We start from the raw sequence: 20,407 nt of genomic DNA on the forward strand, positions 1-20,407 counted from the left end.
GCGGTGAGCGGGTCGTTGTCCCAGCTCGCGTCGGTCGTACGGCCCTCGGGTCCGGGGACGCCCACCTCCGCCACCGACACCATCGCCGGCACCCACCTCGCCGCCTACGCCCTCGGTGCCGGCCAGGGCTTCGCCCTCGGGGTCGCCGCCCCGCACCGGGACCCCGGCGACCACACCATCGCCTCCGTCGCCGCCGTACTCCTCTCCCTCCTCACCGGCGAGCACCAGAGCGGCTCGGGAGCGGCCCGGTCGTCGGCGCTCGTACGGCTGCTGCTGGGCGCCGAGCCGCAGACGGTGGCCCCGCTGCTGGGGGCCGACCGCTGGCTCGTGGTCCACGGCCGCCCCGACACCCAGCCCTGCGACCCCGTGGCGGCCTCGGCGCTGGGCGCGGCCCTCGGCTCCCCGCTGGTCGACCTCGCGCCGGACGTCGTCCGCGTTCTCGCCCCGGCGGACCGCGAACCGTCACCGCAGCCCGGCTGGACCCTGGGGGTGAGCGCCCCCGCGACCGCCCGGGACTGGCCGGCGGCCGACACCCAGGCGGCCCGGGCCCTGTCCCGCGCCCGGGCCACCCGCACGCCCCTGTTCCGGCACGGCAGCCACCGCCCGGCCCTCACCGACCTGCTCTCCCCCGACGAGGCGGAGTCCCACGCCCGCGCACTCCTCGCGCCCCTCACCGCCCCCCTCACGGAGACCCTGCGCACCTGGCTCTCCCTGCACGGCAGTTGGGACCGCACGGCCGTCGCCCTGTCCGTCCACCGCAACACGGTCCGGCAGCGGATCGCCCGTTGCGCGACGCTCCTCGACACGGACCTGGACGACCCGGACGTACGGATGGAGTTGTGGTTCGCCCTGCGCCACGGCGAACGGTGATCCGCGTCGCACGCGTCCCGGACTCGGGTGTTCCCACAGTTGTCTGCCTCACAATGGGAGGCATGCCGATACCCGGGACACCCAGCCGCGCCGAGCTCGTCGACCACCTCGTCAGAACCCGTATCGCGGGCGACGTCGCGACGCCCCGCGAGAACAACCTCTCCCACTACCGCCAGCTGGCGAACGGCAACCGCCACTACTGGCTCGGCCTGGAGCTCGGCGACCGCTGGACCGACGAGCAGGACGTGCTCGCGGTGATGGCGGAGCGCGTCGGCGTGAACGACGACGCGGAGCACCGCCACGGCCAGGACACCATCGACCCCGAGCTGACGGTGGCCGCCCTGGAGCGGATGGCGGCCCGCCTGCGCAAGGCGGCCGACGGGCAGCAGCGCGTGCTCTTCGCGACGGGCCACCCGGGCGGCCTGCTCGACGTCCACCGCGCCACCGCCGCCGCTCTGCGCACGGCGGGCTGCGAGATCGTCGTCATCCCGGAGGGCCTCCAGACGGAGGAGGGCTACGTCATGCAGTTCGCCGACGTGGCCGTCCTCGAACACGGCGCCACCCTCTGGCACACCCACTCCGGCGACCCGATGAAGGCCATCCTGACGGGACTCGAACGCGAGGAACGCCCACTACCGGACCTGGTCGTCGCCGACCACGGCTGGGCGGGCTACGCCGGCCAGCACGGCGTGGACTCCGTCGGCTACGCCGACTGCAACGACCCGGCACTGTTCCTCGCGGAGGCGGAGGGCACCGTACAGGTGGTCGTACCCCTGGACGACCACGTGGTCAGCCCGCGCCACTACGACCCGATGACGACGTTCCTGCTGGCGGAGGCGGGACTGGTCTAGGCGCGCCCCTCGCGCCGGACTGGCCTGATGCCAGGGCGGCCGGGCGGGGTGTCGGTGGGTCAGCGTGGGACGCGGACCACGCCCTCCTGGATGACCGACACCGCCAGCTGTCCGTCCTGTGTGTAGATGCGGGCCTGGCCGAGGCCGCGGCCGCCGTGTGCCGACGGTGACTCCTGGTCGTACAGCAGCCACTCGTCCGCGCGGAACGGGCGGTGGAACCACATGGCGTGGTCCAGGGAGGCGCCGACCACGTCCCCGACGGCCCAGCCGCCCCGGCCGTGCGCGAGCAGGACGGAGTCGAGGAGGGTCATGTCGGAGACGTAGGTGGCGAGTACGACGTGCAGGAGCGGGTCGTCCGCCAGCTTGCCGTTGGTGCGGAACCAGACCTGGGAGTGCGGTTCGCGGGGCTCGCCGAACCGGCCGTACGGCGGCTCGTCGACATAGCGCAGGTCGACCGCCTGGCGTGCCTCCAGGAACCGCTCGACGACGTCCGCGTCGAGGTGGTCGTAGCCACGCAGCCGCTCCTCGGAGGTGGGGAGCGTCGCCGGGTCGGGCGCGGGCGGCATGGGGGCCTGGTGGTCCATGCCCTCCTCGTACACCTGGAACGAGGCCGACAGGGCGAAGATCGGCTTGCCGTGCTGGACCGCGACCACCCGCCGGGTGGTGAAGGAGCGGCCGTCGCGCATGCGGTCGACGTTGTAGACGATGGGCGCGCCCGGATCCCCCATGCGCAGGAAGTACGCGTGGAGGGAGTGGGCGTGCCGGTCCGCGGGGACCGTGCGCCCGGCGGCGACCAGTGCCTGGGCCGCGACCTGACCGCCGAAGACGCGCGGGACGACGGCGGAGCGGGACTGGCCGCGGAAGATGTTCTCCTCGATCTGCTCCAGGTCGAGCAGATCGAGGAGACCCTGTAGTGCCTGGTTCATGGCACCTTTTCTACTGGCAGGTAATTGCAGGGGCCTTACAGGCCCATGTCCTTCGCGATGATCGACTTCATGATCTCGCTGGTGCCGCCGTAGATGCGGTTGACCCGGTTGTCCGCGTACAGGCGAGCGATCGGGTACTCGTTCATGAAGCCGTAGCCGCCGTGCAGCTGGAGGCAGCGGTCGATCACACGGTGCGCGACCTCGGTGCAGAAGAGCTTCGCGGACGCGGCCTCGGCAGGCGTCAGCTCGCCGGCGTCCAGGGCCTCCAGCGCACGGTCGGCCACGGCCTCGGCGGCGTCGACCTCGGCCTGGCAGGCGGCCAGCTCGAACTTGGTGTTCTGGAAGGAGGCGACGGACTTGCCGAAGACGGTGCGGTCCTGGACGTACTCCTTGGCGAACCGCACGGCGGCCTTGGCCTGCGCGTAGGCGCCGAAGGCGATGCCCCAGCGCTCGGAGGCCAGGTTGTGGCCGAGGTAGTAGAAGCCCTTGTTCTCCTCGCCGAGCAGGTCCTCGACCGGGACCTTCACGTCGACGAACGCCAGCTCGGCGGTGTCGGAGGTCTTCAGGCCGAGCTTGTCGAGCTTGCGGCCGACGGAGTAGCCCTCGGACTTGGTGTCCACAGCGAACAGGGAGATGCCGTGCCGGCGGTCCTCGGCGCTGGGCGCGTCGGTGCGGGCACAGACGATCACACGGTCGGCGTGCACACCGCCGGTGATGAAGGTCTTGGCGCCGTTGAGGACGTAGTGCGTGCCGTCCTCGGAGAGCTTGGCGGTGGTCTTCATGCCCGCGAGGTCGGAGCCGGTGCCCGGCTCGGTCATCGCCAGCGCCCACATCTCCTCACCGGAGACGAACTTCGGCAGGAACCGCTTCTTCTGCTCGTCGCTGGCGAGCATCTTGATGTACGGCAGGCCGAGCAGCACGTGCACGCCGGAGCCGCCGAACTGCACACCCGCGCGGGCGGTCTCCTCGTACATCACCGCCTCGAACTTGTACGAGTCGATGCCCGCGCCGCCGTACTCCTCGTCGACGCGGATGCCGAAGACGCCGAGCTCGGCGAGCTTGTAGTAGAAGTCGCGGGGCGCCTGGCCCGCCGCGAACCACTCGTCGTAGACCGGGACGACCTCGGCCTCGATGAAGGCGCGGATGGTCTCCCGGAACGCCTCGTGATCCTCACTGAACACCGTACGGCGCACCGCCGCCACCTCCACACGTCCATGTCTAAGCGCTTGCTCACTCAACCGTACCGGCGAGTATCCAAGGGCGTCCAGAGGTCAAGGTCCGTAACGCTCGTCACGCTCCTCGCGCTCGTCACGCTCCTCGCGCTCGTCAAGATCTTCACGCCGCACGCTCAGATCCGTACGTCCTCCTCGTCCCGTCGGACCTGACGCCGCCGCGCCCCACGCCCCGACCGCAGCATCCGCACCGCCACGAAGGCCAGGGCCGCCACGACCACGGCCGCCAGGATCGCCTTGGAGTAGAGGCCGACCAGGTCGGTGACCTCGTGCCAGCGGGCGCCCAGCGCGTAGCCGGCGGCGATGAAGGCGGTGTTCCAGATGAGGCTGCCGGCCGCGGTGAGGGCGAGGAAGAGGGGCAGCCGCATGCGTTCCACGCCGGCCGGTATCGAGATCAGGCTGCGGAAGATCGGTACGAAGCGGCCGAAGAACACGGCCTTGGTGCCGTGCCGGACGAACCACGCCTCGGTCCGCTCCACGTCCGCGACCTTCACCAGCGGCAGTCGCGCCGCCGCCGCGATCAGCCGGTCCCGGCCGAAGAGCGCGCCGAGCAGGTACAGCGCCAGCGCGCCCGCCACCGAGCCCGCGGTCGTCCAGGCGACGGCCGCGACGACGTCCATCCGCCCCTGACTCGCCGTGAACCCCGCCAGCGGCAGGATCACCTCGCTCGGCAGCGGCGGGAAGAGGTTCTCCAGGGCGATGGCCAGTCCGGCGCCGGGACCGCCCAGTTTCTCCATGAGGTCGGCGGCCCAGCCGGCGACTCCGCCGACGGGGGCGTCGGCCGCAGCAGCAATGATCATGCAGACCACTTTACGAAGTCTTGACCTAAAGGCGGTATGAGGAAGGCCGCACGACCGGCTGTGGCACTCCACACGTCAGGAGTGCGGTTTTCCGCAGGGCGCCGGCCAGAGACCTTGGCTAGCCTGGCCCACCGTGATCGCATTCACCGGGCGCTGGCTCCGTCTCGCCGCCGGACTGCTGCTGGGTGGCCTGACGGCGCTGGCCGAGCTGGTCTGCGTCGCCGACGGCGGGGTGCGCAGGATGCGGGCTCTGGCGACCGGACGCCCGCCGTCCGTCCCCGCGAGCGCGCTGCGCCTGGCCGAGCTGGAGCGGCGCCGCCTGGCGGTGTTCCACGCCGCCGAGCTGGACCCTCCGGGTGACGGACGGGCCGCGTTCGGGTATCTGGCGGCGCGCTGGCCGCTGGGGCTGTTCGGCCTGCTGGTGTTGCTGACCTCGCTGGTTGCCCTCCTCTACTCCTCGCTGCTGGTGTGGACGTGGTTCGTGCTGGACCCCCTCCATCCCGGCACCGTCACGCTCACCGGGCTGGGCGGGCTGTTCCTGCTGTTCCTGTGCGCACAGGGCGGCCGCGGACTGGCACAGCTGGACGAGCAGCTGGCCCGGCGCCACCTCGGCCCCAGCGAGACGGAGCTGCTGCTGCGCCGGGTCGGCGAACTGGCCGCGACCCGGGCCGGGGTGGTGCAGGCCGTGCACGACGAGCGCCGGCGCATCGAGCGCGACCTGCACGACGGCGTACAGCAGCGCCTGGTCGCCCTGGGGCTGCTGCTGGGCCGGGCCCGCCGCGCCGCGGACCCGGCCAAGGCGGACGCGCTGCTGCGCCAGGCCCACGAGGAGTCCGCCGACGCCCTGACGGAGCTGCGCGAGACGGCCTGGCGGATCTACCCGGCCGCCCTGGACGAGCACGGACTGGCCGCGGCCCTGGAGGGGCTCGCGGAGCGCTCGGTCCTGCCCGTCGACGTGACGTACGAACTCGACGGCAACCCGCCTCCGGTCCCCGTGCAGACCGTGGCGTACTTCGTCGCCGCCGAGGCCGTCACCAACACGCTGAAGCACTCCGGCGCCACCCGCGCCGAGATCCGTGTGACCCGGCACGGCGACGAGATGGCGGTACGCATCGAGGACGACGGCACCGGTGGCGCTCCGCACCGGCCCACGGCCGGCGGCCTCCTCGGCCTGTCCCGCCGCGTCGCCGCCCTCGACGGACGACTCGACATCCACAGTCCGTCCGGCGGCCCGACCGTCATCACCGCGGAGCTGCCGTGCGCGTCATGATCGCCGAAGACTCCGCGCTGCTGCGCGAAGGCCTCGTCCGGCTCCTCGCCGACGAAGGCCACACCGTGACCGCCGCGGTGGGGAACGCGGACGCGTTGCTGGCGGCGGTCGCGGCCGATCCGCCCGACATCGTGGTCGTGGACGTGCGCATGCCACCCACACACACCGACGAGGGGCTGCGGGCCGCGCTTCGGATCCGCGGACACCATCCCGGTACGGCCGTCCTGGTCCTCTCCCAGTACGTCGAGGGCCGCTATGCCACCGAGTTGCTCAGCGGCAGCAGCGAGGGCGTCGGCTATCTCCTCAAGGACCGGGTCATGCAGGTGGAGGAGTTCCTCGCCGCTCTGGACCGCGTGGGCGCGGGCGGCACCGCGTTCGACCCCGAGGTGGTCCGGCGGCTCCTCGCCCGCAGCACCCGCACCGACCCACTGCACCGGCTCACGCCCCGCGAGCGGGACGTCCTGGCGCTGATGGCCCAGGGCTGCACCAACGCCGCCATCGCCCAGCAGCTCTACGTCTCCCAGAGCGCGGTGGAGAAGCACACCAACGCGATCTTCGACAAGCTCGGCCTGACGGGTACGACCGGCTACAGCCGCCGCGTCCTTGCGGTACTACGGCACCTGAGCGGCTCCGCCGAGGGGTAGCTCACGCCACCCCGGCGGCCCCGAACGCCCCCCGCGCCATCCGGTGCAGCAGCTCCGCCGTGACCCCCCGCCCCGGCAGCGCCCCCGGCCGCCCCAGATGCGGGGTCGAGTTGAGCAGGCCGAACACCGAGTGGACGGCCGAGCGGGCCGTCGGCTCCGTCAGGTCCGGGTACACCGCGCGCACCACCTCCACCCACAGCTCGACGTACTGCCGCTGGAGCTGCCGCACGAGCTTGCGGTCGCTGTCGCGGAGGCGGTCCAGCTCGCGGTCGTGCAGGGTGATGAGGGGGCGGTCGTCGAGGGCGAAGTCGATGTGACCCTCGATGAGGGAGTCGAGGACCGCCTCGGCCGGCACGCCGTCGGCCTCCGCGAGGCGCCGCTTCGCGCCGGTCAGGAGCTGGCCGCTGATGCCGACCAGCAGCTCGGCGAGCATCGCGTCCTTGCCGGCGAAGTGCCGGTAGAGGCCGGGGCCGCTGATGCCCACGGCGGCACCTATCTCGTCCACGCCGACGCCGTGGAAACCACGCTCGGCGAAGAGCCGCGCGGCCTCCTTGAGGATCTGCTCGCGGCGGGTGGGGGCGTCGGTTCTGGTGGCCATGGAAGCAATTCTAGACAGGGAGGTTAGCGGTCGTTAACCTGAAGGAAATGCGTTAACGCTCATTAACTGGTCGACCACTGGTGAGGGGACCGCAGGATGCACGAGGCACCGGAGCTTGCGAGCGCGGCAGATCCCGCGTCGGAGGCATGGCGGGCCAACGAGGAGGCCCATCGGGCGCTGGTGGACGAGCTGCGCGGCAAGCTCGCCGCCGCCCGGCTGGGAGGCGGCGAGAAGGCCCGCGCCCGGCACACCGCGCGCGGGAAGCTGCTGCCGCGCGACCGCGTCGACACCGTCCTCGACCCCGGCTCCCCCTTCCTGGAGCTCGCTCCCCTCGCGGCCGACGGCATGTACGAGGGCCAGGCCCCGGCCGCCGGCGTCATCGCCGGGATCGGACGGGTCAGCGGCCGCGAGTGCGTGATCGTCGCCAACGACGCCACGGTCAAGGGCGGCACGTACTACCCGATGACCGTGAAGAAGCACCTGCGGGCTCAAGAGGTCGCCCTGGAGAACCGCCTCCCTTGCCTCTATCTCGTCGACTCCGGCGGGGCCTTCCTGCCCATGCAGGACGAGGTGTTCCCGGACCGGGAGCACTTCGGGCGGATCTTCTACAACCAGGCCCGGATGTCGGGCGCCGGGATCCCGCAGATCGCCGCGGTGCTGGGCTCGTGCACGGCCGGCGGCGCCTACGTCCCCGCCATGAGCGACGAGGCCGTCATCGTCCGCGACCAGGGCACGATCTTCCTCGGCGGCCCCCCGCTGGTGAAGGCCGCCACCGGTGAGGTCGTCACGGCGGAGGAGCTCGGCGGCGGCGAGGTCCACTCCCGGGTGTCCGGCGTGACCGACCACCTCGCCGAGGACGACGCCCACGCGCTGCGGATCGTGCGGAACATCGTGGCCACCCTCCCCGCGCGCGGGTCCCTCCCCTGGGAGGTCACCCCCGCCACCGAACCGAAGGTCGACCCCTACGGCCTCTACGGCGCCGTCCCCGTCGACTCCCGCACCCCCTACGACGTACGCGAGATCATCGCGCGCGTGGTCGACGGCTCCCGTTTCGCGGAGTTCAAGGCCGAGTTCGGGCAGACCCTCGTCACCGGCTTCGCCCGTATCCACGGCCACCCGGTCGGCATCGTCGCCAACAACGGCATCCTGTTCTCCGAGTCCGCCCAGAAGGGCGCCCACTTCATCGAGCTGTGCGACCAGCGCGGGATCCCGCTGGTCTTCCTGCAGAACATCTCCGGCTTCATGGTCGGCAAGGACTACGAGGCGGGCGGCATCGCCAAGCACGGCGCCAAGATGGTCACCGCGGTGGCCTGCACGCGCGTGCCGAAGCTGACGGTCGTCGTCGGCGGCTCGTACGGCGCCGGGAACTACTCCATGTGCGGGCGCGCGTACTCGCCCCGCTTCCTGTGGATGTGGCCGGGCGCCAAGATCTCCGTCATGGGCGGCGAGCAGGCCGCGTCCGTCCTCGCGACCGTCAAGCGGGACCAGTTGGAGGCGCGGGGCGAGGACTGGCCGGCGGAGGCCGAGGAGTCCTTCAAGGCGCCGATCCGTGAGCAGTACGAGCGCCAGGGGAACGCCTACTACGCCACCGCCCGCCTCTGGGACGACGGTGTGATCGACCCGCTGGAGACCCGTCAGGTGCTGGGCCTCGCCCTGACCGCCTGTGCCAACGCGCCCCTGGGTGAGCCCCAGTTCGGCGTCTTCCGGATGTGAGGGGGACTGTGACGATGACGCAGACCATGTTCGACACGGTCCTCGTGGCCAACCGGGGCGAGATCGCCGTCCGCGTGATCCGCACGCTCCGCTCGCTGGGAGTGCGCTCGGTGGCCGTCTTCTCCGACGCGGACGCCGACGCGCGGCACGTCCGGGAGGCGGACACGGCGGTACGGATCGGTCCGGCGCCCGCCGCAGAGAGCTATCTGTCCGTCGAGCGACTGCTGGAGGCGGCGGCCCGCACCGGCGCCCAGGCCGTCCACCCGGGTTACGGCTTCCTCGCGGAGAACGCCGGCTTCGCGCGCGCGTGCGCCGACGCCGGGCTCGTCTTCATCGGGCCGCCCGCGGACGCCATCTCCCTGATGGGCGACAAGATCCGCGCCAAGGAGACGGTGAAGGCCGCCGGAGTGCCGGTCGTCCCGGGCTCCAGTGGCAGCGGGCTCACCGACGGTCAACTCGCCGACGCCGCCCGCGAGATCGGCATGCCGGTGCTGCTCAAGCCCTCCGCCGGCGGTGGCGGCAAGGGCATGCGGCTGGTGCGGGACGCGGCCGTGCTGGGCGACGAGATCGCCGCCGCCCGCCGCGAGGCCCGCGCCTCCTTCGGCGACGACACCCTTCTCGTCGAGCGGTGGGTCGACCGGCCCCGGCACATCGAGATCCAGGTGCTGGCGGACGGTCACGGCAACGTCGTGCACCTCGGGGAGCGCGAGTGCTCCCTCCAGCGCCGGCACCAGAAGATCATCGAGGAGGCGCCGAGTGTGCTGCTCGACGAGGAGATCCGGGCCTCGATGGGCGAGGCGGCGGTCCAGGCGGCGCGATCCTGCGGCTACCGGGGCGCGGGCACGGTGGAGTTCATCGTGCCGGGCGGCGACCCCTCCTCGTACTACTTCATGGAGATGAACACCCGCCTCCAGGTGGAACACCCGGTCACCGAGCTGGTCACGGGCCTGGACCTGGTGGAGTGGCAGCTTCGGGTGGCGGCGGGCGAGGAACTGCCGTACAAGCAGGACGACATCACGCTCACCGGCCACGCGGTCGAGGCCCGCATCTGCGCCGAGGACCCGTCCCGCGGATTCCTCCCCTCGGGCGGCACGGTCCTCAGGCTGCACGAGCCCCAGGGCGACGGCATCCGCACCGACTCCGGGCTCAGCGAGGGCACCGAGGTCGGCAGCCTGTACGACCCGATGCTGTCCAAGGTGATCGCGTACGGCCCCGACCGCGCGACCGCGCTCCGCAAGCTCCGGGCCGCCCTCGCGGAGACGGTGACGCTGGGGGTGCAGACGAACGCCGGGTTCCTGCGGCGGCTCCTCGCGCATCCGGCGGTCGTCGCGGGCGAGTTGGACACCGGGCTGGTCGAGCGCGTGGTGGACGACCTGGTCTCCACCGACGTACCGGAAGAGGTGTACGAGGCGGCGGCGGCCGTGCGCCTGGACGCGCTGCGGCCTCGTGGTGACGGGTGGACCGATCCGTTCTCCGTGCCGAGCGGATGGCGGCTGGGCGGCGAGCACCGGCCCGTCGGCTTCCATCTGCGGATCACCGGCCCCGTGGAGTACGTCCCGCGCGGCAGCCACACCGTCACGGACGACCGGGTGGCCGTCACCCTCGACGGTGTCCGCCACACCTTCCACCGCGCCGCCCTGCCGGACGGCACCTGGCTGGGCCGCGACGGCGACGCCTGGCACGTGCGCGACCACGACCCGGTCGCCGCGTCCCTCACCGGCTCCGCGCACGCCGGCGCCGACTCGCTCACCGCACCCATGCCGGGGACCGTGACGGTGGTGAAGGTCGCCGTCGGGGACGACGTGGCCGCCGGGCAGAGCCTGCTGGTCGTCGAGGCGATGAAGATGGAGCACGTCATCTCCGCCCCGCACGCCGGCACGGTCGCCGAACTGGACGTCACACCGGGCACGACGGTCGCCATGGACCAGGTCCTGGCGGTCATCGCACCGCATGAGGAGGCGGCGGAATGACAGTCGAGGGTCTCCCCATGGCCGTACCGGCGGCGGGTCTGCCCGCCCGCGTCCGGATCCACGAGGTCGGCGCACGCGACGGTCTCCAGAACGAGTCGGCGACCGTGCCGACCGAGATCAAGGCGGAGTTCGTCCGCCGCCTCGCCGACGCGGGGCTGACGACGATCGAGGCCACCAGCTTCGTACACCCCAAGTGGGTGCCCCAGCTCGCCGACGCCGAGCAGCTGTTCCCGCTCGTCGCCGGCCTGGAGGGCGTCCGGCTGCCCGTCCTGGTCCCCAACGACCGCGGCCTGGACCGTGCCCTGGCCCTCGGCGCCCGACGGATCGCCGTCTTCGCCAGCGCGACCGAGTCCTTCGCCAAGGCCAACCTCAACCGGACGCTGGACGAGTCGCTGGCGGTGTTCGAGCCGGTCGTGGCCCGGGCCAAGGACGAGGGCCGCCACGTGCGCGGCTATGTCTCCATGTGCTTCGGCGACCCCTGGGAGGGCGCGGTCCCGCTCCGCCAGGTGGTGCGGGTCTGCAAGGCGCTGCGGGACATGGGCTGCGACGAGCTCAGCCTGGGCGACACGATCGGCGTCGCGACGCCCGGCCATGTGCTGGAGCTGCTGTCCCTGCTCAACGCGGAGGGCGTGCCGACGAACGTCGTCGGCGTGCACTTCCACGACACCTACGGCCAGGCACTGGCCAACACCTACGCCGCCCTCCAGCACGGCGTCACCACGATCGACGCCTCCGCGGGCGGCCTCGGCGGCTGCCCGTACGCCAAGTCCGCCACCGGCAATCTCGCCACCGAGGACCTCGTGTGGATGCTTCAGGGCCTCGGCATCGACACCGGGGTCGACCTGAACCGTCTCGTCGCCACGAGCGCGTGGATGGCCGAACAACTGGGCCGACCCAGCCCGTCCCGCACCGTCCGAGCCCTCTCCCACAAGGAGCAGTGAACAGCCATGGACCACCGTCTCTCCCCCGAACTGGAGGAACTCCGCCGTACGGTGGAGGAGTTCGCGCACGACGTCGTGGCGCCGAAGATCGGCGAGTACTACGAGCATCACGAGTTCCCGTACGAGATCGTGCGGGAGATGGGCCGCATGGGGCTGTTCGGTCTGCCGTTCCCGGAGGAGCACGGCGGCATGGGCGGCGACTATCTCGCGCTGGGCATCGCGCTGGAGGAGCTGGCCCGCGTGGACTCCTCGGTCGCCATCACGCTCGAAGCGGGCGTCTCGCTCGGCGCCATGCCGATCCATCTCTTCGGCACGGAAGAGCAGAAGCGGGAGTGGCTTCCGCGGCTGTGCTCCGGTGAGATCCTCGGCGCTTTCGGGCTGACCGAGCCCGACGGCGGCTCGGACGCGGGCGCGACCCGGACGACGGCCCGGCTCGACCCGGACACCGGCGAATGGGTGATCAACGGCACCAAGTGCTTCATCACCAACTCCGGCACGGACATCACGGGTCTGGTCACGGTGACGGCGGTGACCGGCCGCAAGCCGGACGGCAAGCCCCTCATCTCGTCGATCATCGTCCCGTCCGGCACCCCCGGCTTCACGGTCGCGGCCCCCTACTCCAAGGTCGGCTGGAACGCCTCCGACACCCGTGAGCTGTCCTTCGCGGACGTCCGGGTCCCGGCGGCCAACCTCCTGGGCGAGGAGGGCCGGGGCTACGCCCAGTTCCTGCGCATCCTGGACGAGGGCCGGATCGCCATCGCGGCGCTGGCCACCGGCCTGGCACAGGGCTGTGTGGACGAGTCGGTGAAGTACGCCAAGGAACGCCACGCCTTCGGCCGCCCCATCGGCGCCAACCAGGCCATCCAGTTCAAGATCGCCGACATGGAGATGAAGGCCCACACGGCCCGCCTCGCCTGGCGCGACGCCGCCTCCCGACTGGTCGCGGGCGAACCCTTCAAGAAGGAGGCGGCCCTGGCGAAGCTCTACTCGTCCACGGTCGCCGTCGACAACGCCCGTGACGCCACGCAGGTCCACGGCGGCTACGGCTTCATGAACGAGTACCCGGTGGCCCGGATGTGGCGGGACTCCAAGATCCTGGAGATCGGCGAGGGCACGAGCGAGGTCCAACGGATGCTGATCGCGCGGGAGCTGGGGCTGGTGGGCTGATCCCGGCACGGAAACACCCCGAACCGACCGAGGCCCAACGACCCTTGATTGCAAGGGAGTTGGGCCTTGCGGGCTGGGTACACGCCCCGCACAACCCACGCACAGCTTCGATCACAAGGCCCCCCACCCCCTGGACATCAGCTCAGGTTAGGCTAACCTACCTTCGAATTGTCCGGCGCGTGATCCGCCCTGTTCGAAAGCAGCGTAGCCATGTCCAACGCCAGAGCCACCCACCTCACCCGCCGTGGCATCCTCGCCGCGGGCGGCGCCCTCGGCCTCGGGGCCGTGCTCGCGGCATGCGGTGACGAAGACGCGAAAAGCGGGGGTTCCGGCGAGGCCACGACCGCCGCCAAGTCCGGCCCCTGGACCTTCAAGGACGACCGCGGCACCACGGTGAAGCTCGACAAGGTGCCCACGAAGATCGTCGCCTTCGTCGGCGTCGCGGCCGCCCTCTACGACTACGGCATTGAGATCAAGGGCGTCTTCGGCCCGACCAAGACACAGGACGGCAAGGCCGATGTCCAGGCCGGCGACATGGACGTCAGCAAGCTGACCGTCTTCGGCAACGTCTGGGACCAGTTCAACGTCGAGAAGTACGCGGCATTCGCCCCCGAGGTCCTCATCTCCACGACCTTCGACAGCGCCGGCACCCTCTGGTACGTCCCCGAGGCGTCCAAGGACAAGATCGCCAAGCTCGCCCCGAGCGCCGCGATCTCCGTCTACGACCGTCAGCTGACCCAGCCGCTGGAGCGGATGTGGGAACTGGCCGAGTCCCTCGGCGCGGACCTGAAGGCCGACAAGGCCGTCCAGGCGAAGAAGGACTTCGAGGCGGCGGCGGAGCGGCTGCGCAAGGCCGCGAAGGCCCGTCCCGAGATCAAGGTGATGGCCGGTTCCGCCAGCCAGGACATCTTCTACGTCTCCGGCACGAACCTCTCCATCGACCTGGAGTACTTCAAGGCCCTCGGGGTGAACTTCGTCGAGCCGCCGGAGAGCGCCAAGAAGGAGGGCGGCGGCTGGTTCGAGTCGCTGAGCTGGGAGAACGTCGACAAGTACCCGGCCGACATCATCATGATGGACGACCGCTCCTCGACGATTCAGCCCGCTGACATCACCGAGGCGACCTGGAAGAAGCTTCCCGCGGTGAAGGCCGGGCAGGTCATCGGGCGCTCGCCCGAGCCGATTCTGTCGTACGCCAAGTGCACGCCGCTGCTCACGAGCCTGGCCGAGGCCATCGAGAAGGCCAAGAAGGTCGCGTAGGCGCTCCGCTGGGAGAGCCGGTTCAGCGCCGTAGGTCCACCGCACCGTGGTGAACTGCGCGTCCGCCGTGGCTGGTCGCGCAGTTCCCCGCGCCCCTTCGGGGCGCGTCACCTCAGGAGCACATATGACTACCGCCGTAGCCGCCCCGTTCCGTTTCTTCTCCCTGCACGTAGTACGGACTCGGCGGCTCGGTCCGTCTCTGGTCCGGGTCACCTTCGGCGGGGACGATCTGCAGTACTTCTTCTCCGACGGGCGCGACCAGTCCTTGTCGATATTCCTGCCGCACCCCGGTCAGACCGAGCCGCAGGTTCCGCTGGAGCTCGGGGACGGATGGTGGCAGGGGTGGCGTGAACTGCCTGACGACGTACGGGCCGTGATGCGGTCGTACACGCTGCGCGCGCTGCGCCGCAGCCCCGACGAGATCGACATCGACTTCGTCCTGCACACCCCGGCCGGCCCCGCCTCCGCCTGGGCCGCCCACGCCGCCGCCGGTGACCGCGTCCTGCTGCTGGGACCGGCCATCGCCGACAACCGGGCGATCCGGTTCCGGCCGGCCGACGACACCGACCTCGTGGTGATCTGGGGCGACGAGACCGCCGTGCCTGCCGTCTCCGCCATCCTCGAAACCCTGCCGGCCGGCACCCGCGCCCGGGTGTGGCTGGAGGTGCACGACGCCGGGGACATCCAGGACCTGGCGACCGAGGCCGACGCCGAGATCACGTGGCTGGTCCAGGAGGAAGCCCTGGACGCCATCCGAGCCGCTCAACTCCCGCCCACCGAGCACCCGTACGTCTGGATCGCGGGCGAGTCCGGCCGCGTCAAGGCGCTGCGTCGGCACTTCGTCGGCGAACGCGGGGTGGACCGGCGCCGGGTCACCTTCGTGGGGTACTGGAGGCAGGGGATGAGCGAGGAGCAGTTGCGTGAGCAGGCGTAACCGCCGCTGAAATCAAGGCGATCGGGCACCTACCGCGACGTAAGTGATCGCAGTCACCCCTGAGGCTGCCCTGACTCAAAGGAACTTAGGTTAGGCTAACCTAAGTTTCAGCCGGATCCCGCACATCACGGCCCGTCCCCACCGGAGGACCTCCCCATGCGCTCGCACCTGCTCAATGACACGACCGCGGAGCAGTACCGCCGCTCCGTGACCGAAGGTATAGAGCGGGTGGCAGCCAAACTCGCCGCCACCGACCGTCCGTTCACCGGCGTCACGGTCGACGCCCTGGCCCCCACCATCGACGCGATCGACCTCGACAAGCCGCTGTTCGACACCGCCGCGGTCCTCGACGAGCTGGAGGACGTCTACCTCCGGGACGCGATCTACTTCCACCACCCGCGCTACCTCGCCCACCTCAACTGCCCGGTCGTCATCCCGGCCGTACTCGGCGAGGCGATCCTCTCCGCCATCAACTCCTCCCTGGACACCTGGGACCAGTCGGCCGGCGGCACCCTGATCGAGCGCAAGATCGTCGACTGGACGACCGCCCGAATAGGGCTCGGCGAGAACGCCGACGGTGTCTTCACCTCGGGCGGCACGCAGTCCAACCTCCAGGCGCTGCTGCTGGCGCGCGAGGAGGCCAAGACCGACTCGTTCGCGAAACTGCGGATCTTCGCCTCCGAGGTCAGCCACTTCAGCGTGAAGAAGTCCGCGAAACTGCTGGGTCTGGGACAGGACGCCGTGGTCTCCATCCCGGTCGACCACGACAAGCGCATGCAGACCGTCGCGCTCGCCCATGAGCTGGAGCGCTGCAGGAAGGACGGCCTGGTCCCCATGGCCGTCGTCGCCACCGCCGGCACCACCGACTTCGGCTCCATCGACCCGCTGCCCGAGATCGCCGAGCTGTGCGACCAGTTCGACACCTGGATGCACGTCGACGCCGCCTACGGCTGCGGTCTGCTCGCCTCCGTGAAGTACCGGGGCCGTATCGACGGCATCGAGCGCGCCGACTCGGTCACCGTCGACTACCACAAGTCCTTCTTCCAGCCGGTGAGTTCCTCCGCCGTGCTGGTCCGCGACGCCTCGACCCTGCGCCACGCCACCTACCACGCGGAGTACCTCAACCCGCGCCGTATGGTCTCCGAGCGCATCCCCAACCAGGTCGACAAGTCCCTCCAGACCACCCGCCGGTTCGACGCCCTCAAGCTGTGGATGACCCTCCGCGTGATGGGGGCCGACGGCATCGGCCAGCTCTTCGACGAGGTCTGCGACCTGGCGGTGGAGGGCTGGCGGCTACTGGCCGCCGACCCGCGCTACGACGTCGTGGTCGAGCCGAGCCTGTCCACCCTGGTCTTCCGCTACATACCGGCGGCCGTCACCGACCCCGCCGAGATCGACCGCGCCAACCTCTACGCCCGCAAGGCCCTGTTTGCCTCCGGCGACGCGGTGGTCGCGGGCACGAAGGTCCAAGGCCGCCACTACCTGAAGTTCACCCTGCTCAACCCCGAGACGACGACCGAAGACATCGCCGCCGTCCTCGACCTGATCGCCGGCCACGCCGAGCAGTACCTGGGAGAGTCCCTTGACCGCGCGTCCTGAAAACCCGACCAGAACCCATGATTTCGTGGGGATCGGGCTCGGCCCGTTCAATCTCGGCCTCGCCTGCCTGACCGAGCCGATCGACGAGCTCGACGGGGTCTTCCTGGAGTCGAAGCCCGACTTCGAGTGGCACGCGGGGATGTTCCTGGACGGCGCCCACCTCCAGACCCCGTTCATGTCGGACCTGGTCACCCTCGCCGACCCGACCTCGCCGTACTCCTTCCTCAACTACCTGAAGGAGAAAGGCCGGCTGTACTCGTTCTACATCCGCGAGAACTTCTACCCGCTGCGGGTCGAGTACGACGACTACTGCCGCTGGGCCGCGAACAAGCTGAGCAGCATCCGCTTCAGCACGACGGTCACCGAGGTGACGTACGAGGACGAGCTGTACGTCGTGAAGACGGCCGCCGGTGACACCTACCGCGCCCGTCACCTCGTCCTCGGCACGGGCACCCCGCCCTACATACCCGAGGCGTGCCAGGGCCTGGGCGGCGACTTCATCCACAACTCCCGCTATCTCCAGAACAAGGCGGAGCTCCAGAAGAAGGACTCGATCACGCTGGTCGGCTCCGGGCAGTCCGCGGCGGAGATCTACTACGACCTGCTCAGCGAGATCGACGTCCACGGCTACCGGCTGAACTGGGTCACCCGCTCCCCGCGCTTCTTCCCGCTGGAGTACACCAAGCTCACGCTGGAGATGACGTCCCCGGAGTACATCGACTACTTCCGCGAGCTGCCGGAGGCGACCCGCTACCGCCTCACCGCCCAGCAGAAGGGCCTGTTCAAGGGCATCGACGGCGACCTGATCAACGAGATCTTCGACCTGCTCTACCAGAAGAACCTCGGCGGCCCCGTCCCCACCCGGCTGCTCACCAACTCCTCGCTGAACAGCGTGGCGTACGAGAACGGCACGTACACCCTGTCCTTCCGTCAGAAGGAGCAGGAGAAGGACTTCACGCTCGACTCGCAGGGCCTGGTCCTGGCCACCGGCTACAAGTACGCGGAGCCGGAGTTCCTCAAGCCCGTGCGCGACCGCCTGGTCTACGACTCCCAGGGCAACTACGACGTCGCCCGCAACTATGCCGTCGACGTCACCGGCCGCGGGATCTTCCTGCAGAACGCCGGCGTCCACACGCACAGCATCACCAGCCCCGACCTGGGGATGGGCCCGTACCGGAACGCGTACATCATCCGCGAGCTGCTCGGCACCGAGTACTACCCGGTCGAGAAGACGATCGCGTTCCAGGAGTTCTCCGTATGACGTTCACGTTCCGCCCCCTCGACCCCCTGAAGGACGCCGAGCTCCTGCACGCCTGGGTCACCCACCCCAAGGCCGCCTTCTGGATGATGCAGGACGCCAGCCTGGTGGACGTCGAGCGCGCCTACATGGAGATCGCGGCCGACGAGCACCACCACGCGCTGCTCGGCCTCGACGAGGACGGCGTCCCCGCCTTCCTCATGGAGAAGTACGACCCCGCCCACCGCGAACTCGTCGGCCTGTACGAGCCTCAGCCGGGCGACATCGGCATGCACTTCCTCACTCCGCCCACCGACAAGCCCATCCGCGGCTTCACCCGGTCCGTCATCACCGCCGTGATGGCGCACCTCTTCGAGGACCCGGCGGTGGAGCGCGTCGTCGTCGAGCCGGACGTGGCCAACAAGGCCGTCCACGCCCTGAACGAAGCCGTGGGTTTCGTGCCCGAGCGCGAGATCCAGAAGCCGGAGAAGAAGGCGCTGCTGAGCTTCTGCACCCGTCAGCGCTTCTTCGACAGGCACAGCTTGTCCGCCCGAGGAGTAGCCGTATGACCCTGTCCGACGCCGTAGCGCATCTGTCCCCCCACCGCTGGGCGCGGGCCAACCGCCTCCTGATCCGCAAGGCGCTCGCCGAGTTCGCCCACGAGCGCCTCATCACCCCGGAGGCCACCGGCGACGGCGGATACGTCGTCCGCAGCGACGACGGCCTGACCCGGTACACCTTCACGGCCACGCTCCACTCCCTCGACCACTGGCAGGTCGACGCCGACTCGATCACCCGCCACCGGGACGGGGCCGAACGCCCGCTCGCCGCCCTGGACTTCTTCATCGAGCTCCAGAAGTCCCTGGGCCTGAGCGACGAGGTGCTGCCGGTCTACCTGGAGGAGATCTCCTCCACCCTCTCCGGCACCTGCTACAAGCTGACCAAGCCGCAGGTCCCGGTCGCCGAGCTGGTCAGGTCCGGCTTCCAGGCCATCGAGACCGGCATGACCGAGGGCCACCCCTGCTTCGTCGCGAACAACGGGCGGCTCGGCTTCGGCATCCACGAGTACCTCTCGTACGCCCCCGAGACGGCGAGCCCGGTCCGGCTGATCTGGCTGGCGGCCCACCGCTCGCGCGCCGCGTTCACGGCCGGTGTCGGCATCGAGTACGAGTCCTTCGTCCGCGACGAACTGGGCGCGGAGACCGTCGACCGCTTCCACGGCGTCCTGCGGGACCAGGACCTGGACCCCGCCGACTACCTCTTCATCCCGGTCCACCCCTGGCAGTGGTGGAACAAGCTCACCGTCACCTTCGCCGCCGAGGTCGCCCAGCAGCACCTGGTCTGCCTGGGCGAGGGCGACGACGAGTACCTGGCCCAGCAGTCCATCCGGACCTTCTTCAACCGGTCCAGCCCCGAGAAGCACTACGTGAAGACGGCCCTGTCCGTCCTCAACATGGGCTTCATGCGCGGCCTTTCGGCGGCGTACATGGAGGCGACCCCGGCCATCAACGACTGGCTGGCCCAGCTCATCGACAACGACCCCGTGCTGCGGGAGACCGGCCTGTCGATCATCCGCGAGCGCGCCGCCGTCGGTTACCGGCACCTGGAGTACGAGGCGGCGACGGACCGCTACTCGCCGTACCGCAAGATGCTGGCCGCGCTCTGGCGCGAGAGCCCGGTGTCGTCCCTGGAGGACGGCGAGTCGCTCGCCACCATGGCCTCCCTCGTCCACGTCGACCACGAGGGCACGTCCTTCGCGGGCGCGCTGATCGAGCAGTCGGGCCTGACGCCGACGGAGTGGCTGCGCCGCTACCTGCGCGCGTACTTCACTCCCCTCCTCCACAGCTTCTACGCCTACGACCTGGTCTTCATGCCGCACGGCGAGAACGTGATCCTGGCCCTGAAGGACGGCGTGGTCCAGCGCGCGATCTACAAGGACATCGCCGAGGAGATCGCCGTCATGGACCCGGACGCGGTGCTGCCGCCGACGGTCGAGCGGCTGCGCGTGGAGGTCCCGGAGGACAAGAAGCTCCTGTCCATCTTCACGGACGTCTTCGACTGCTTCTTCCGCTTCCTCGCCGCGAACCTCGCCGCCGAGGGAATCCTGGAGGAGGACGACTTCTGGCGCACGGTCGCCGAGGTCACCCGGGACTACCAGCACTCGGTGCCCGAACTCGCCGACAAGTTCAAGCAGTACGACATGTTCGCCCCCGAGTTCGCCCTGTCCTGCCTCAACCGCCTCCAGCTCCGCAACAACAAGCAGATGGTCGACCTGGCGGACCCGGCGGGCGCCCTCCAGCTCGTCGGCAACCTGAAGAACCCCATAGCAGGGCTGTAGTCCACGGCCCCACACAGACAGGCGGGCACCCCCGGGGTACGGTCCCCCGGGGGTGCACGT

At 70.4% G+C, this 20,407-nt stretch carries 18 protein-coding genes; 14 read left to right on the top strand and 4 right to left on the bottom strand.

All coding sequences use genetic code 11. The annotated features are described in order from the left end of the window. Together ADK36_RS33310 and ADK36_RS33315 are read left to right on the top strand one after the other, a co-directional pair. The coding region (locus tag ADK36_RS33310; RefSeq protein WP_199830300.1) for a helix-turn-helix domain-containing protein at window positions 1-870 on the top strand (870 nt) is incomplete at its 5' end. 62 nt (window positions 871-932) lie between these two features. Next, a complete protein-coding gene (locus ADK36_RS33315; protein ID WP_048584012.1) occupies window positions 933-1,721 on the top strand; it encodes a phosphatase in 789 nt (262 codons plus the stop codon). 59 nt (window positions 1,722-1,780) lie between these two features. On the opposite strand, the gene ADK36_RS33320 is transcribed toward ADK36_RS33315, so the two are convergent. From ADK36_RS33320 to ADK36_RS33330, 3 genes are all read right to left on the bottom strand, one after another. Next, window positions 1,781-2,647: an acyl-CoA thioesterase gene (locus tag ADK36_RS33320; RefSeq protein ID WP_048584013.1), complete on the bottom strand. Its 867-nt coding sequence runs from the start codon at window positions 2,645-2,647 to the stop codon at window positions 1,781-1,783. A 35-nt stretch (window positions 2,648-2,682) separates the two neighbouring features. Beyond that, window positions 2,683-3,840 carry an acyl-CoA dehydrogenase family protein gene (locus tag ADK36_RS33325; RefSeq protein WP_048584058.1) on the bottom strand — a complete coding sequence of 386 codons (1,158 nt, stop codon included), beginning with the start codon at window positions 3,838-3,840 and terminating at the stop codon, window positions 2,683-2,685. A 155-nt stretch (window positions 3,841-3,995) separates the two neighbouring features. After that, on the bottom strand, window positions 3,996-4,679 hold the full coding sequence (locus ADK36_RS33330) for a DedA family protein (RefSeq protein WP_063784534.1): 684 nt from the start codon (window positions 4,677-4,679) through the stop codon (window positions 3,996-3,998). 133 nt (window positions 4,680-4,812) lie between these two features. On the opposite strand from ADK36_RS33330, the gene ADK36_RS33335 reads away from it, so the two are divergent. Then, window positions 4,813-5,949, top strand: a complete 1,137-nt coding sequence (locus ADK36_RS33335) for a sensor histidine kinase (RefSeq protein WP_053200114.1) — start codon at window positions 4,813-4,815, stop codon at window positions 5,947-5,949. Continuing rightward, entirely contained in the window at window positions 5,946-6,593 is a 648-nt protein-coding gene (locus tag ADK36_RS33340; RefSeq protein WP_107083830.1) for a response regulator transcription factor, read from the top strand. Before ADK36_RS33335 ends, ADK36_RS33340 begins: the two co-directional genes overlap by 4 nt. 1 nt (window position 6,594) lies before the next feature. On the opposite strand, the gene ADK36_RS33345 is transcribed toward ADK36_RS33340, so the two are convergent. Then, window positions 6,595-7,191, bottom strand: a complete 597-nt coding sequence (locus ADK36_RS33345) for a TetR/AcrR family transcriptional regulator (protein ID WP_048584016.1) — start codon at window positions 7,189-7,191, stop codon at window positions 6,595-6,597. A 96-nt stretch (window positions 7,192-7,287) separates the two neighbouring features. Here ADK36_RS33345 and ADK36_RS33350 point away from each other — a divergent pair, with 96 nt between their 5' ends. The 10 genes from ADK36_RS33350 (at window position 7,288) to ADK36_RS33395 (ending at window position 20,347) form a co-directional block, all read left to right on the top strand. After that, the gene (locus tag ADK36_RS33350; protein WP_048584017.1) at window positions 7,288-8,904 is read left to right on the top strand and encodes a carboxyl transferase domain-containing protein; all 1,617 of its coding nucleotides are present in this window, start codon (window positions 7,288-7,290) and stop codon (window positions 8,902-8,904) included. A 26-nt stretch (window positions 8,905-8,930) separates the two neighbouring features. Next, window positions 8,931-10,874: an acetyl/propionyl/methylcrotonyl-CoA carboxylase subunit alpha gene (locus ADK36_RS33355; RefSeq protein WP_053200143.1), complete on the top strand. Its 1,944-nt coding sequence runs from the start codon at window positions 8,931-8,933 to the stop codon at window positions 10,872-10,874. Beyond that, the gene (locus tag ADK36_RS33360; protein WP_048584018.1) at window positions 10,871-11,815 is read left to right on the top strand and encodes a hydroxymethylglutaryl-CoA lyase; all 945 of its coding nucleotides are present in this window, start codon (window positions 10,871-10,873) and stop codon (window positions 11,813-11,815) included. The genes ADK36_RS33355 and ADK36_RS33360 overlap by 4 nt, the downstream gene beginning before the upstream one ends. Before the next feature lie 6 nt (window positions 11,816-11,821). Continuing rightward, a complete protein-coding gene (locus tag ADK36_RS33365) occupies window positions 11,822-12,982 on the top strand; it encodes an acyl-CoA dehydrogenase family protein (RefSeq protein ID WP_053200116.1) in 1,161 nt (386 codons plus the stop codon). 210 nt (window positions 12,983-13,192) lie between these two features. Further along, a complete protein-coding gene (locus ADK36_RS33370) occupies window positions 13,193-14,239 on the top strand; it encodes an ABC transporter substrate-binding protein (protein WP_048584020.1) in 1,047 nt (348 codons plus the stop codon). 124 nt (window positions 14,240-14,363) lie between these two features. Continuing rightward, window positions 14,364-15,173, top strand: a complete 810-nt coding sequence (locus ADK36_RS33375) for a siderophore-interacting protein (protein WP_048584021.1) — start codon at window positions 14,364-14,366, stop codon at window positions 15,171-15,173. A 156-nt stretch (window positions 15,174-15,329) separates the two neighbouring features. Next, window positions 15,330-16,772 carry a lysine decarboxylase DesA gene (desA, locus tag ADK36_RS33380; RefSeq protein WP_053200118.1) on the top strand — a complete coding sequence of 481 codons (1,443 nt, stop codon included), beginning with the start codon at window positions 15,330-15,332 and terminating at the stop codon, window positions 16,770-16,772. Then, window positions 16,756-18,033, top strand: coding sequence for a lysine N(6)-hydroxylase/L-ornithine N(5)-oxygenase family protein (locus tag ADK36_RS33385; RefSeq protein WP_053200120.1), 1,278 nt, complete (start codon window positions 16,756-16,758; stop codon window positions 18,031-18,033). Before desA ends, ADK36_RS33385 begins: the two co-directional genes overlap by 17 nt. Continuing rightward, window positions 18,030-18,578, top strand: a complete 549-nt coding sequence (locus tag ADK36_RS33390; RefSeq protein ID WP_048584024.1) for a GNAT family N-acetyltransferase — start codon at window positions 18,030-18,032, stop codon at window positions 18,576-18,578. The genes ADK36_RS33385 and ADK36_RS33390 overlap by 4 nt, the downstream gene beginning before the upstream one ends. Next, window positions 18,575-20,347, top strand: coding sequence for an IucA/IucC family protein (locus ADK36_RS33395; protein WP_053200122.1), 1,773 nt, complete (start codon window positions 18,575-18,577; stop codon window positions 20,345-20,347). The genes ADK36_RS33390 and ADK36_RS33395 overlap by 4 nt, the downstream gene beginning before the upstream one ends. Window positions 20,348-20,407 lie beyond the last annotated feature (60 nt).

It is taken from the genome of Streptomyces viridochromogenes, from assembly GCF_001270495.1.
GTDB classification, from domain to species: Bacteria; Actinomycetota; Actinomycetes; order Streptomycetales; family Streptomycetaceae; genus Streptomyces; species Streptomyces viridochromogenes_A.